Origin of the sequence: Anaerostipes amylophilus, assembly GCF_025567365.1 — a bacterium.
Taxonomy (GTDB): domain Bacteria; phylum Bacillota; class Clostridia; order Lachnospirales; family Lachnospiraceae; genus Anaerostipes; species Anaerostipes amylophilus.
This window is the reverse complement of sequence record NZ_JAOQJG010000006.1, coordinates 1-14,670: the sequence shown is the minus strand read 5'-3', so window position 1 is coordinate 14,670 and position 14,670 is coordinate 1. Positions and strand designations below refer to the sequence as shown.

Genomic DNA, 14,670 nt, shown 5'->3' with positions numbered 1-14,670 from the left:
TTCTCCTTTATGTCATAAAATATCATTCTCAATATCTTTTATTTTTTTTGCCGGAATACCACCGATCACACAATTATCCAGTACATCTTTTGTTACTACCGCACCTGCTGCGACCACAACATTATTGCCAATGGTAACACCTGGAAGAATTGTGACATTGTAATTTGTCAAAAAATGATCAGTTCCATCACTGAAACAATCCATATTTTTTTATTTTGAAAAAACTTATGCTTTATCATTTGTATTCAAACTTCTTTCTACTTCACAAAACTACACAAATGCTTTTTTATCCTATCATAAAAGTATGAATAATACAAGTTAGTAATAAGTCTGACAAAATCATCTGTTGATTTATATTTTTTACTTCTTTATAAGTTTTTTCATAATCCTTAACATAATCCCCACTGCGATCAATGCTGTTACCACATCTGAGCATGCCTGTGATACCAAAACTCCTGTATATCCAAATACATTTGACATGATCAAAAGTGCCAATACATAGATCACTCCCTGTCTGCTAATGGACAGTACAAAAGCTCCTCCTGCATTTCCCACTGCCTGACACACACAAGTTGAAATCAAGGTAACTGACATAAATATCATTCCCATCTGTTGGAATCTTAACATCATAGCTCCATTTGTTATGATATCTGGTTTATCCATAAATACTTTGATGATCTGTGGTGCGAAAATGCACATGATGATCGTAAATAATAATCCTAATCCAATTTCAAAAAGATAAGAAAATTTCAAGATATTTTTTAATCTTTTTTCATTTTTCGCTCCATAATTATATCCAACTAGCGGCTGTCCTCCGAATGCAAATCCTACGAGTACTAAGGCTGTGATCATATTAACCTTTAATGCGATTCCCATGGCTGCAACTTTGTCTGTTCCATATAGGAGTAAAAAATTATTTGTCATGACCATCATAAAGGTCTGCATGATATTTGTGATCGATGCTGGAATTCCGATCATTAAGATATCTTTGACTCTTCTTCCTGTAATCTTCATATGGGATGGGGAACATGTCAGTCTCTTTGATTTCTTGATCACTGCATAGACATAGTAAATATCCGCAATGATATTTCCAAGAACTGTTGCCATCGCTGCTCCTGCTGCCCCTTGATTTAATCCAAAGATAAAGATTGGATCAAAGATGATATTTACAATGGAGCCAATAATAGATCCTGCCATTGACTGGACTGCCAATCCTTCCGTTCTTAGAATGTTGCTTGGCACCATACTGAAAATGATGGATACTGCTCCGATCGCGATCCATGTGTAATAGGCATTGGCATATTCATATGTAACCTTGCTGACTCCTAATAATCCAAGAATCTGTGTGCGGAATAATAATAAGATCACACTGATGCATAATCCAAATACAAGAGAAACCCAGATACAGAACGCACATGTTTTCTTGGCTTCATTATCTTTCTTCTCTCCTAATAATCTTGAAATCACAGAACTTCCACCAAGGCCAAAGATATCTCCAAATGCGATCATTAAGGTAAACATTGGCGCTACGAGTGATACTCCAGCGACCAGTTCCTGTACACCAGTCAGTGCGATAAAATAAGTATCTATCATGTTGTATACAAGTGATACGATCATACTTAATACAACTGGTAAGGCCAGTTTCATATATGCCTTTGGTACCGGCATTTTTTCAAATAAATAATTTTCCATAAATTTTTAAATCTCCTTTCGATTGATACCATTTTATTTGTTTCAACGGCAAAAAACATCCATAATCCTTAAAATATATAATGGATTATGGATGTCCGAACCGTAGCATTGTAATACTATCATTACAACACCCTATCATATCTAATTTTTACACTGTGTGGTATTCTAACAGATTTTTGATGTTTCGTCAAGTTGCAAAGTTGTTATTATTTAAAACTGTGTTCCTCTCTCGATTGCTACCATAAACAGTTCATACATATCATCTTCACCGCTTAGTTTTGGAGAATTCTCTCCGCCACCATTCGTACTTCTTCGCATTGTTGCATAAAATTCTTCTCCTGCGTTGATCAATTCCATTGGATAGATCTCATAACCAAACTCCTGGCATTTCTTACAAAAAGCAATGATTGGTTCCTTTTCTGTTCTTGTTGCTAATAAAGCCTGTTTCATTGTTTCATCATGCAGAGCTTTTTCCTGTAATTCTTCTAATTTTTCGTATACATCCATAATGTTTCACTCCTCTCTGACGACTCTTCTTACTTGATTATCATTATAGCATTTTTTATAATGCTTAAACAATCTATATATTTACTTGAACTTCAAAAAGGCGCCTGTGATTTCTCACAAGCGCCTTTGCTGTTATTCTTATTATATCCTCTTATCTTGCTTCTTTCAAGAAGTCTTTAAGAAGATCTTATTTTACGATCAGGGATTTTCCTGTCATTTCTGCTGGCTGTTCCATTCCCATTAACTCGATTAATGTAGGTACGATATCAGCTAAGCATCCACCTTCTCTTAATTTTAATCCTTCTTCTGCATTTACAAGGATAAATGGTACTGGATTTGTTGTATGTGCTGTAAATGGAGCTCCTGTTTCGTAGTCTTTTAACTGTTCAGCATTTCCGTGGTCAGCACAGATGAACATCTGTCCGTTTACTTCTTTGATCGCTTCTACAGCATCTCCAACGCATTTGTCAACTGCTTCTACGGCTTTGATCGCTGCTTCTTCGATTCCTGTATGTCCTACCATATCGCTGTTTGCAAAGTTCATAATGATCACATCATATTTGTCAGATTTGATTGCCTCTACAAGTTTTGCACCAACTTCTGGAGCACTCATCTCTGGCTGAAGGTCATATGTTGCGACTGCTGGAGATTTTACTAAGATTCTGTCTTCTCCTTCATTTGGTTCTTCAACTCCACCGTTAAAGAAGAATGTTACATGAGCGTATTTCTCTGTCTCAGCTAATCTTAACTGTTTTAATCCGTGTTTTGCAAGGAATTCTCCGAATGTATTCTTAATCTCTACTTTATGGAATGCCACTAATTTGTTAGGGATTGTTACATCATATTCTGTGAAGCATACGAATGTTGTCTTGAAATATCCGTTTGGACGATCAAAACTGTCAAATTTATCATCACAGATAGAACGTGTGATCTCTCTTGCACGGTCTGGTCTGAAGTTATAGAAGATTACGGAATCATTTTCTTTTAATGTTGCAACTGGTGTACCATTTTCCATGATAACTGTTGGTACTACGAATTCGTCTGTAACGTCTTCTTTATAAGATGCATCGATTGCATCGATTGCATTATCTGCTTCATTTCCCTGTCCCATAACGATTGCATTGTATGCTTTCTGTACACGATCCCAACGATTGTCACGGTCCATTGCATAGTAACGTCCAGAGATAGATGCTACTTTACCTACTCCGATCTCGTCCATCTTTGCTAATAATTCTTCGATAAATCCTTTTCCTGATGTTGGAGCTGTATCACGTCCGTCTAAGAATAAATGAACGTATACATTCTCTAAACCATTTCTCTTAGCCATTTCAAGAACACCATATAAATGTGTATTGTGGCTGTGTACTCCACCATCTGATAATAATCCAAAGCAATGTAATGCAGAATTGTTCTTCTTGCAGTTTTCAATTGCTTCTAACATTGCTTCGTTCTTAAAGAAATCTCCATCCTGGATCTCTTTTGTGATTCTTGTTAATTCCTGATATACGATGCGTCCTGCACCCATATTCATATGTCCTACTTCAGAATTACCCATCTGACCTTCTGGAAGTCCGACTGCCATTCCGGATGCGTTTCCTTTTACGAATGGGTATTCTTTCATTAATTTATCCATTACAGGAGTCTTTGCTTCTGCTACTGCATTTGCTTCTTTGTTTTCGTTTAATCCATATCCATCTAAAATCATCAGGACTGTTGGTTTTTTACTCATTATTTTCTCCTTCATTTCCCAAAAATTAATCTTATTTTATGTCCGTTAATATTATAACGATTTTCTTCTTGAAATTCAACTATTATATGTTTGTATTTATAGACGAACATTCTTATTCGGAGTATAATGGATTCAGATACAATTTTATATAGCTGATATGTTTGTTCATTTTCATTACATATTAGTTTTTACAGATTCGGAGGTGCTTAGTATGCTTCATGAAATTAGTTTTCATTCCTTTAATGATCGTGATGAAGTGCAGGGATGGGTTTATGTACCTGCCTGCAAACCAAAAGGAATTGTACAGGTAATCCATGGATTCGGAGAACATTCTCGCCGTTATTTCCATATGATCGTGAAATTTATGGATGCTGGGTATATCGTTGCGGCAGATGACCATGTTGGCCATGGAAAAACTGCCATGTATAACAACACCTGGGGTGACTGGGGTGATGCTGGTTTCCATACGATGATGGAAGATGAGCATAAGTTAAAAGAGATCGTCAATGAAATGTATCCTGATCTTCCTTATTTTCTATTCGGACATAGCATGGGATCCTTTATTACTCGAGATTTTGCTGCGAAATATGGGGAAGAGCTTGCAGGAATTACAATCTGTGGTACAACCGGACATTTCCGCGGTGCTACAGAAGCTGAAACTGCTCTGTTGGCTGCTGTTGCTGAAGGAAAAGGAAAAGAGTCTGATCCTTCCTTTACAACTGATCTGATGGGGTGGATGTGCGAGCGTTGTGGTAATGTTTCCATTGGAAATGAATGGATCTGTTCTGATCCTTATGTTCAGAAAGATCATGCTGAAGATCCATTTGATGCATTTACAAAACCAACAACCAACCAGTCTCTGCTTTATTTTGTCCAAATGATGAAAGCAATCACTGGTACGGAATGGGCAAGTAAGGTTCCTTCTGATCTTCCAATTTATAATATTGGCGGAGATCAGGATCCTGTTGGTGAATATGGAAAGGGTATCTATGAAGTTTCTAACTGGCTTGTTGATACCGGACATAACGTAAAAACTCGTGTTTATTCTGGATATCGTCATGAGATTCATAATTATGATGATCTGAAGGATGAGGTAGAGGCTGGAATTGTTTCCTTTATGGATTCAGTTTTGAATGAATAATTTTCTCATTATAATTTCGTAAAAGATAAAGGAATTTTTTATATCTTTAAATCATAACAAAAGTACCACAGAAATTTTATACTCCTGTGGTACTTTTTTGTAATTATTTTAATTTATCCAATAATGATGTTCCAATCGTTCCTTCTGGCATCTTGATTCCAAAGTTATCAGTAACTGTTGCTCCAATCACTGCAAAGGTATCTTGATCTTCTAATTTTCCGCTGCTTTTTAAAGATTTTGAGTATGCAATAAATGGTGTATATTCTCTTGTATGATCTGTTCCTATATAAGTTGGATCATTTCCATGATCTGCAGTGATGATCAGTAAATCATCTTCTTTTAAAACTTCTAAAAGATTTCCTAAACCAACATCAAATTTTTCAATCTCTTTTGCATACCCAACCGGGTTTCTTCGATGTCCCCAAAGAGTGTCAAAGTCTACCAGATTTGTAAAGCATAATCCGTGGAAATCTTCTTTACATACATCTACGGTCTGCTCCATTCCATGGACAGAACTCTCAGAATGATATGCTTTTGTGATTCCTTCTCCGCAGAATATATCATTGATCTTTCCGACAGAAATCACATCAAATCCCTCATCTTTTAATGCACTCAACGCAGTTCTTGAAAATGGTTTTAAAGCATAATCTCTTCGGTTGCTGGTTCTTACAAATTCACCTTTCTTCTTTCCAACATATGGTCTTGCTATGATTCTTCCGACTTTCCATTCATTTTTCATTGTAAGTTCTCTCGCAATCTCACAGCATCGATAGAGATTGGCAAGATCAAAGGTTTCTTCATTTCCACAGATCTGCATCACGGAATCTGCAGATGTATACACAATCATGGAACCATTTTTGATCTCTTCTTCACCTAATTCATCCAGAATCTGCGTCCCACTGGCACATTTATTTCCTATGACTTTCTTTCCGCATTTTTCTTCTAATTCGCGAATCAATTCTGGTGGAAATCCTGTATCTGTAAAGGTAAGAAATGGTTTCTCAATCTTTAGGCCCATCATCTCCCAATGGCCAGTCATGGTGTCTTTTCCGTTACTGCTTTCTTTTAATCTAGCATAATAGGCCATTGGATTTTTCGCTTCTTCCATTTCTTTGACTGGATGAAGATTCAGCATTCCTAGTTTCTTTAAGTTTGGAATGTTTAAGGTTCCTACTGTATCACAAATATGACCAAAAGTATCTACATCATAATCTCCAAATCTAGCTGCATCCGGCATCTCTCCGATTCCTAAGGAGTCTAAAACGATGACAAAAATTCTTTTATATCTTTCCATATTACATTCCTCCTTTTTCTTTTATTATAGACTGATTTACTAATTCCTTCTAGTATTTTAAAAAGAAAAAATCCCTCGGATATTCAATACCCGAGGGACCCATCATTTAATTAATCAAAATTATTTATAGTTTACGATTTTACCAAAGTCTGGTTTTAATGATGCTCCACCAACTAATCCACCGTCAATATCTGGCTGTGCAAATAATTCTGGTGCACTAGCTGCAGATACAGATCCACCATACTGAATGCGGATTGCTTCTGCTGTAGCTTCATCATATACTTCTGCGATACATGCACGGATTGCTGCGCAAACTTCCTGAGCCTGTTCTGTTGTTGCAACTTTACCAGTTCCAATAGCCCAGATTGGCTCATAAGCGATAACTGCAGTCTTAGCCTGGTCAGCACTTACTCCCTGGAATGCAATCTTGATCTGCTGGCGAACGAAGTCAATTGTAACTCCCTGTTCTCTCTGAGCAAGAGTTTCACCACAGCAAACGATTGGTGTAATTCCATGTTCAAAAGCTTTTAATACTTTTTTGTTAACAGTTTCATCTGTTTCAGCAAAGTACTCTCTTCTTTCAGAATGTCCAAGAATAACATATTTTACTCCAAGATCTGTTAACATATTAGGAGCGATTTCTCCTGTGTAAGCTCCACTTTCTTCAAAGTACATATTCTCAGCACCGATTGCAATATTGCTTCCTTTAGCAGCTTCGATTGCTGCTGGAATGTCGATTGCTGGTACACAGAATACTACATCAGAAGTTTCACTTGCTACTAATGGTTTTAATTCTTCGATTAATGCTTTTGCCTCGCTAGGAGTTTTGTTCATTTTCCAGTTTCCTGCTACGATTGTTTTACGCATAAGACTTATATCCTTCTTTCTTGATATATTGTTTAAAAATTATTTAAAAAATTTAATATCTACAACGATTATTTATCGTCGGCTGCTACTACACCTGGAAGGTCTTTTCCTTCTAAGAATTCAAGAGAAGCTCCACCACCTGTAGAGATGTGTGTCATCTTGTCTGCGAATCCTAACTGGTTAACAGCTGCTGCAGAGTCTCCTCCACCGATAATTGTTGTTGCATCTGTATCAGCTAAAGCCTGAGCAACGGCAATTGTTCCTTTTGCAAGGATAGGATTTTCAAATACTCCCATTGGTCCGTTCCATACAACTGTTTTAGCAGATTTTACTGCTTCTGCGAATTTTTCGCATGTAGCTGTACCGATATCAAGACCTTCTTTATCTGCTGGAATTGCATCAAATGGTACTACAGATACTTCAATCTCAGCATCGATTGGATTAGGGAATCCATCTGCCACTGTTGTATCGATTGGAAGATATAAATTCTTTCCTAATTTCTCTGCTTTTGCCATCATTTCTTTACAGTAGTCGATCTTTTCATCGTCTACTAATGAATTACCAACTTCATAACCCTGTGCTTTTAAGAATGTATAAGCCATTCCTCCACCGATGATCAGTGTATCGCATTTTTCAAGTAAGTTATCAATTACTTTTAATTTGTCAGCAACTTTCGCTCCACCTAAGATGGCTACCATAGGTCTTTCTGGATTATTAACCGCATTTCCTAAGAAATCGATCTCTTTCTGCATTAAATATCCTACAACGGCTGTATCAACATATTCTGTTACACCAACGTTTGAGCAATGTGCTCTATGAGCTGTACCAAACGCATCGTTTACAAATACATCACAAAGATCTGCAAGTTCTTTACTGAATGCTTCACCATTTTTAGTTTCTTCTGCTCTGTAACGAGTATTCTGAAGAAGTACTACTTCTCCATCTTTCATAGCAGCTACTGCTGCTTTTGCATTATCTCCGACAACATTGTCATCTGCTGCAAATTTAACTTCCTGTCCTAACAGTTCGCTTAAACGTACTGCTACTGGTGCTAAAGATAATTCCGGTTTTGGTTCTCCTTTAGGTTTACCTAAATGAGAGCAAAGGATTACTTTTCCACCATCAGCAATCAGTTTCTTGATTGTTGGAAGTGCTGCAACCAGACGATTTTCATCTGTAATCTGTCCGTCTTTTAAAGGTACGTTAAAGTCACAACGTACTAGGACTCTCTTTCCAGCTACATTAATGTCATCTACAGATTTTTTGTTTAACATGTTTCGTTTTTCCTCCTAAGATTGTATGCCATAAGGCATCTCTTATTTAATTAGGGCTTTTAGTTTTAATTTAAAAATAGGGCCCGGTCCCCAAAGACCGGACCCTTGTTTGAGTCTTATCACACTGTATAATTAATTACAGGCCTATCCTCATTCAAATATCAAATTAAGCTAATTCAGCAAAGTATTTGATTGTTCTTACCATCTGGCTTGTGTAAGAGTTTTCATTGTCATACCAAGATACAACCTGAACCTCTGTTGTTCCATTCTCTAATGGAAGAACCATTGTCTGTGTAGCATCGAATAAAGAACCATATCTCATTCCTACGATATCGCTAGATACGATTTCGTCTGTGTTATATCCGAAAGATTCTGTCTGAGCTGCTTTCATAGCTGCGTTTACTTCATCAACTGTTACATTTCCTTCAACAACTGCTGTTAAGATTGTTGTAGATCCTGTAGGAGTTGGAACACGCTGAGCAGATCCGATTAATTTTCCGTTTAATTCTGGAATAACAAGTCCGATTGCTTTAGCAGCACCTGTAGAGTTAGGTACGATGTTAACTGCTGCTGCACGAGATCTTCTTAAGTCACCTTTTCTCTGAGGTCCGTCAAGAGTCATCTGATCTCCTGTGTAAGCATGGATTGTGCACATGATTCCAGATTTGATTGCTGCAAGATCATTAAGAGCTTTAGCCATAGGTGCTAAGCAGTTTGTTGTACAAGATGCAGCAGAAATAACTGTATCCTCTGCTTTTAATTCTTCATGGTTTACATTGTAAACGATTGTTGGAAGATCGTTTCCTGCTGGTGCAGAGATAACAACCTTTCTTGCTCCTGCTTCGATATGAGCAGATGCTTTTTCTTTAGATGTGTAGAATCCTGTACATTCAAGTACTACGTCTACTCCAAGTTCTCCCCATGGAAGGTTCTTAGCATCAGCTTCAGCGTAGATTGTGATTTCTTTTCCATCAACTGTGATAGAGTTTTCTCCAGCTTCTACTTTGTCAGCTAATGCATATGTTCCCTGTGAAGAATCATATTTTAATAAGTGTGCAAGCATCTTTGGAGATGTTAAATCGTTGATTGCTACAACTTCATATCCTTCTGCTCCGAACATCTGTCTGAATGCAAGACGTCCAATACGTCCAAATCCATTAATTGCTACTTTAACTGCCATCTCAAATTCCTCCTAAGTCTTGATTAATTAATTTGATGGATTTGTCAATCTGTTAATCTATTGACAAACTTCTTTCTTATTTTAAACAATACCGACAAAAAATTCAAGGGAAATTTAGTATTTTTATCATGTATACAATAAAACGTCCTTGTACAATTTTACCAAATTTTGATATTGTTTCTTTAGCACAATGAATAAATACCAATTTTCCTGAAATTTCATTATTCTTCTTCGTCATTCTGACTTAAAATATATCTGGCGATCGTAAATGCATATCCCGCAATTCTTTCCATACTGGAAATGATATCAAGGAAATATACTCCTACATCTGGTGAACATTCTCCATCTTTCATACGTTGGATATGTCTTTTCCTGATCGTTTTTCTTGTATAATACACATCTGCCGCATAAGAAAGAGTTTCTTTTGCCTCTTTTGTATCATCAAATTCAATCGCACGGATTGCTGATTCAAATGCTGATTTTACAAGATTATTCATATTTCTAAGCTCATATGCTGCATCTTCTGAAATACTTTCTTTCATATCTTTGATATGCTGCAGATATCCAGCCATATTTTCCACATGATCTCCGGAACGTTCAATGTCCGTGATCGAATCAAATAGATTATTAACAACTTTCATTTCTTTTTCCGTGATTGCCAGATGACTGATCTTAACCAAATATTCTGTGATCATTGGCTCTAAATGATTGATCACCTGTTCGTCATTGTGAACTTTATCGATCTTACTCTGCCTTGGTTCTTCCCCTCGCATTGCTTCTTTTGTGACACGATTTAAGTTCTTTAAAACAATTTCACCCATACGCACAACTTCTTTTACAGCATTCTCTACAGCAAATGCTGGTGTTTCAAGAATACGTGGATCTAAGTGACGTAATGCTTTCTCTTCCGGTTCTTCTTCCTCTTCATCCTCCACAACATCTTCATGGATAATAATACCTGATAATTTAACCAATGCATTTGCAAATGGGAATAACAATATCGTTACAGATACATTAAAGATTGAGTGGAAAATAGAAATCTGTGTACTTGATATATGCTGCATTGCAAGATCTGGAAATATTCCAAAGAAGATCGTCATGATCACTCCATAGATTGCTGCTCCTAATACATTGAAGCTTAAATGGATTACCGCTGCTCTTTTTGCTGTTTTATTCGCTCCTGCACTTGATAAGATTGCAGTGATACAAGTACCAATATTCTGTCCTAAAGTAATAAAGATTGCTGATCTCCAGTTTACAATTCCTCTCATTGCTAATGTCTGTAAAATACCAACAGATGCTGAAGAACTCTGAATGATCGCTGTTACAACCGCCCCAACTAAAATTCCAAGAATCGGATTACTTCCTAATACCTGAAATGCTTTATAAAAAATAGGACTATCCTGATAGACTGAGATGGATGAAGACATAGATGATAATCCAATAAATAAGATACCAAATCCAACTGCAATCTCTGCTTTCTGTGTCAACTTCTGTTTGTTAGAAAATGTAATGATAAATGCTCCAATACCTAAAATAAATGGTGCAAAGAAATCTGGCTTCAGTGCTCCTGCCCACTCATTGGCTGATACAAGCCATGCTGTGATCGTTGTACCAACATTTGCACCCATGATAACTCCTGCCGCCTGTGTAAGGTTCATGATACCAGCATTTACAAAACCAACAACCATAACTGTAGTTGCAGATGAACTCTGAATGATTGCTGTTACCAATGCTCCTACCAGAACACCCAGAATACGATTATTGGTCAGATATCCTAGCAGGTCTCTCATTTTATTTCCTGCTGTTTTTTGAAGTCCTGATGCCATGATATCCATGCCATACAGAAACATTCCAAGTCCGCCGATAAACGCAAACAGGTTACCGACATGTGTTAGTGTATTCATTTTTTATGATTCCTCCTGTGTTTTTAACAGATCCCCCTTATTGGATCTCCCACATATATAATATTATCGTTTGTACGACATAAATAATTTTAACAAACATACTCCTATATTTAAAGAACTTTTTACATAGATCTTATTTTTTCTTTATGTTTCTATTATAACGTGTATAATAAAAGTATTAATTTTTGTTTATTTTGACTATTTACAAAGGAGTTTTTTATGATTCTTGCAGATTATCATTTACATACCAGTTTTTCTTCCGATTCAGAAAGTCCTATGGAAGATATGATCAAAAAGGCAATTTCTCTTGGTCTTAAAACCATTTGTTTTACAGAACATCATGATATTGATTATCCCGATAACCCTGATGATTTTGATTTTCTTTTGGATCTTCCGTCTTATAAAGAAAATTTATTTACAATGAAAGAACAATTTAAGGATCAGATTGAAATCAATTATGGGGTTGAACTTGGATTAATGCCAACAACTCTAAAGAAATGTTCTGATTTTGTAAAGGATGAACCTTTCGATTTCATTATTGGTTCTACTCATATTGTTGACTTTATGGATCCTTATGATGCAATTTATTTTGAAACTTACCCTGCCGGCAAAGGACTTGCTCATTATTTTGAAGATATTTTAAAAAATGTTTCTTCTTTTGATGATTATTGTGTCTATGGACATATTGATTATGCAGCACGTTATATCAAAGATCCTTCTTTTGAATTTCATTACAGTGATTATTCTGATCTCCTAGATACTATTTTAAAAACTATCATCGATCATGGAAAAGGCATTGAAGTGAATACTGCTGGACTTAAATACGGCATGAATGATCCTAATCCTCATCATGATATTATAAAAAGATATCTCGAACTTGGCGGCGAAATCATCACCATCGGTTCCGACGGACATTGTCCTGAACATATGGCTTATGATTTTCATAAATTGCCTGATTTTCTGTCTTCTCTTGGAGTTCGTTATTATACGATTTTTCGAAATAAAAAGCCCGAATTTATTAAATTATAAGTTTCATAATACCAAAAAGAACGAAATTATAAGATATTCCTATAATTTCGTTCTTTTACTTTGTTTGATCCATTTTAAAGTGCTCTCATCCATTCTGATTTCATATGAATATTTCCCTTAATTGCTTCATCTAATAAATGAATCATTGTTTCTTTATCCTGATTTAATGTTCCTCTTAAATTTACGTAATTGGATGCATGATTTGATCTAAAAAGGCATCCTGGACAATCCAGATATTTTATCATTTCTTTTGTTTCGATCAAAATATCATATGGATTTAAAAGTTCAAATTCTCCGCTTCTGATCTTATCTGCCAACGGAAGACCTTCTTCTATCATTAACGTGAGCAATCCTATATAATCTGGCTTCATTTCTGATAAAACGAGTCCTGTATCTTTGGCATGATCCTTCCATAGCTTTCTGCCACCCAAACCTGAGATTGCCGTAACAGATAGTCGGATTCCTGCCTTTTTTACCTTATGTGCAGCCTCGATCATCTCTTGTGCTGTCACACCTTTTTTCATATATGCAAGGACACTATCATTTCCTGATTCTAATCCCATATAAATCATAGATATTCCAAGTCGTTGTAATTTGTCCAATTCTTCTTGGTCCTTCATTAAGATACTTCTTGGTGATCCATATAAGGTTACTTGTCTGCATTCTGGAAATTTTCCTTGAATAAAATGAAGAATTGATTCTAAGTCTTGTGTTTTACAGACCAATGCATCTCCATCTGCAAGAAAGATCTTCTCAACATGTCTGTATTGATTCCTTGCATCTTGCAAATCTTCAAGTACTTCTTTTGCTTTTCTGATCCTAAAGCTTTTTTCTTTAAACATATTACAGAAAATACAGTGATTCTGGCTACAGCCGATTGTTACCTGTACAATCAGACTATATGCCTCACTTGGCGGTCTGTAAATCATTCCTTCATATCTCATATTTTCTCCTGATTTTTTTATTTTACAATTCTTCTTACTGAAAGTACTTTTCGATAATTAGCTTTTGGAGAAATCTTGATTCCTGTTTTCCTAGAACTTGCATGAACAATCTTTCCTTTACCTATATAAATAGCAACATGACCATTATAGCAAATTAAATCTCCTGGCTGCTTTTTGTTATATGAAACTTTACGTCCTGCTCTTCTCTGAGAAGATGAACTTCTTGGAAGATTATATCCAAATGATTTGTACACACTTTTTACAAATCCTGAACAGTCTGCACCAGTATTCAGATTCGTTCCTCCCCATACATATGGGTTCCCAACAAATCGTTGTGCAAATGATGCTACTGTTTTACCTTTATTATATGTACTTCCTTTTAGTTTTGGTGCTCTTGTATTAATATATACATATTTTTTTAGTACATATCCTGTTTTTCCTCCAACTTTGATCTTTCTCCAACTTCCACTCGTGGAAAGAACTGTTACTTTTGTTCCTATTTTTAATTTTTTGATCGTTTTTGCTTTTTTAGATTTTGATTTTCTCATTCTGCACCAATGTTTATATATTTTACCACTATATCCTGATGCTGCAAAAACTGTTGTTGTCGATGATGTTGTTGTCGATATTGTTGGGGTAATCGTTGTTGTTAACATTACGGCTGTCATAGCCGCAATCATTGTTATTTTCTTTACTATTTTTATCATAATTATTGCCTCAATTCTATTTTTATAATTGTTACATTTCTGTTACATTTATTGTAATCTTAGCATATTATTGATTTCTTGTAAAGTGTTTTTGTAATATTTCTGTAATATTTATAACGTTTTTTTGAAATATTCAAGAAAGCAGTGCGATCCTGCTTAGCAAGCAAGATGCTCAGATTTATCTTCTTATAAAACAAAAAATAGACTAGACATAAATCTAATCTATCTTTCAATAACAGGGGCAGAGAGACTCGAACTCCCAACTGCGGTTTTGGAGACCGATGTTTTACCATTGAAACTATGCCCCTTTATTAAATTGTAAAGGATATACCTTCAAAACAACATACAAGAACTATTCACATCTCTTCCACTCTGCCTTCTTTGGTTAAAGCCTCGACC

Annotated in this window: 13 protein-coding genes and 1 tRNA gene; 2 read left to right on the top strand and 12 right to left on the bottom strand. The window is 35.9% G+C overall.

Annotated elements, in window-relative coordinates:
* Positions 1-12: 12 nt before the first annotated feature.
* From OCV53_RS09345 to gpmI, 4 genes are all read right to left on the bottom strand, one after another.
* Entirely contained in the window at positions 13-171 is a 159-nt protein-coding gene (locus OCV53_RS09345; protein ID WP_410075686.1) for an LbetaH domain-containing protein, read from the bottom strand.
* A 189-nt stretch (positions 172-360) separates the two neighbouring features.
* A complete protein-coding gene (locus OCV53_RS09340; protein WP_055197833.1) occupies positions 361-1,692 on the bottom strand; it encodes an MATE family efflux transporter in 1,332 nt (443 codons plus the stop codon).
* A 210-nt stretch (positions 1,693-1,902) separates the two neighbouring features.
* Entirely contained in the window at positions 1,903-2,199 is a 297-nt protein-coding gene (locus tag OCV53_RS09335) for a hypothetical protein (protein WP_022374991.1), read from the bottom strand.
* Between the two features lie 187 nt (positions 2,200-2,386).
* Positions 2,387-3,928 carry a 2,3-bisphosphoglycerate-independent phosphoglycerate mutase gene (gene gpmI / locus OCV53_RS09330; protein WP_055197831.1) on the bottom strand — a complete coding sequence of 514 codons (1,542 nt, stop codon included), beginning with the start codon at positions 3,926-3,928 and terminating at the stop codon, positions 2,387-2,389.
* A 211-nt stretch (positions 3,929-4,139) separates the two neighbouring features.
* On the opposite strand from gpmI, the gene OCV53_RS09325 reads away from it, so the two are divergent.
* Complete coding sequence (locus tag OCV53_RS09325; protein WP_022374989.1) at positions 4,140-5,069, top strand: alpha/beta fold hydrolase; 930 nt, start codon at positions 4,140-4,142, stop codon at positions 5,067-5,069.
* Between the two features lie 103 nt (positions 5,070-5,172).
* Here the strand turns inward: OCV53_RS09325 and OCV53_RS09320 are convergent, their stop codons facing one another.
* From OCV53_RS09320 to OCV53_RS09300, 5 genes are all read right to left on the bottom strand, one after another.
* Positions 5,173-6,363, bottom strand: coding sequence for a phosphopentomutase (locus tag OCV53_RS09320; RefSeq protein ID WP_022374988.1), 1,191 nt, complete (start codon positions 6,361-6,363; stop codon positions 5,173-5,175).
* Positions 6,364-6,483: 120 nt separating this feature from the next.
* Complete coding sequence (gene tpiA, locus OCV53_RS09315; RefSeq protein ID WP_022374987.1) at positions 6,484-7,230, bottom strand: triose-phosphate isomerase; 747 nt, start codon at positions 7,228-7,230, stop codon at positions 6,484-6,486.
* A gap of 68 nt (positions 7,231-7,298) precedes the next feature.
* Complete coding sequence (locus OCV53_RS09310; RefSeq protein WP_022374986.1) at positions 7,299-8,504, bottom strand: phosphoglycerate kinase; 1,206 nt, start codon at positions 8,502-8,504, stop codon at positions 7,299-7,301.
* Positions 8,505-8,670: 166 nt separating this feature from the next.
* On the bottom strand, positions 8,671-9,684 hold the full coding sequence (gene gap, locus OCV53_RS09305) for a type I glyceraldehyde-3-phosphate dehydrogenase (protein ID WP_055197827.1): 1,014 nt from the start codon (positions 9,682-9,684) through the stop codon (positions 8,671-8,673).
* A gap of 221 nt (positions 9,685-9,905) precedes the next feature.
* Positions 9,906-11,591, bottom strand: a complete 1,686-nt coding sequence (locus tag OCV53_RS09300) for a Na/Pi cotransporter family protein (RefSeq protein ID WP_022374760.1) — start codon at positions 11,589-11,591, stop codon at positions 9,906-9,908.
* A gap of 219 nt (positions 11,592-11,810) precedes the next feature.
* On the opposite strand from OCV53_RS09300, the gene OCV53_RS09295 reads away from it, so the two are divergent.
* Positions 11,811-12,620, top strand: coding sequence for a histidinol-phosphatase HisJ family protein (locus OCV53_RS09295; RefSeq protein ID WP_055197824.1), 810 nt, complete (start codon positions 11,811-11,813; stop codon positions 12,618-12,620).
* A gap of 74 nt (positions 12,621-12,694) precedes the next feature.
* On the opposite strand, the gene OCV53_RS09290 is transcribed toward OCV53_RS09295, so the two are convergent.
* The 3 genes from OCV53_RS09290 to OCV53_RS09280 all read right to left on the bottom strand — a co-directional run bounded on the left by OCV53_RS09290 (position 12,695) and on the right by OCV53_RS09280 (position 14,579).
* Positions 12,695-13,564, bottom strand: a complete 870-nt coding sequence (locus OCV53_RS09290; protein ID WP_055197823.1) for a radical SAM protein — start codon at positions 13,562-13,564, stop codon at positions 12,695-12,697.
* A gap of 17 nt (positions 13,565-13,581) precedes the next feature.
* Positions 13,582-14,271, bottom strand: coding sequence for a C40 family peptidase (locus OCV53_RS09285; protein WP_055197821.1), 690 nt, complete (start codon positions 14,269-14,271; stop codon positions 13,582-13,584).
* Positions 14,272-14,507: 236 nt separating this feature from the next.
* Positions 14,508-14,579, bottom strand: a tRNA-Trp gene (locus OCV53_RS09280).
* Positions 14,580-14,670: the final 91 nt, after the last annotated feature.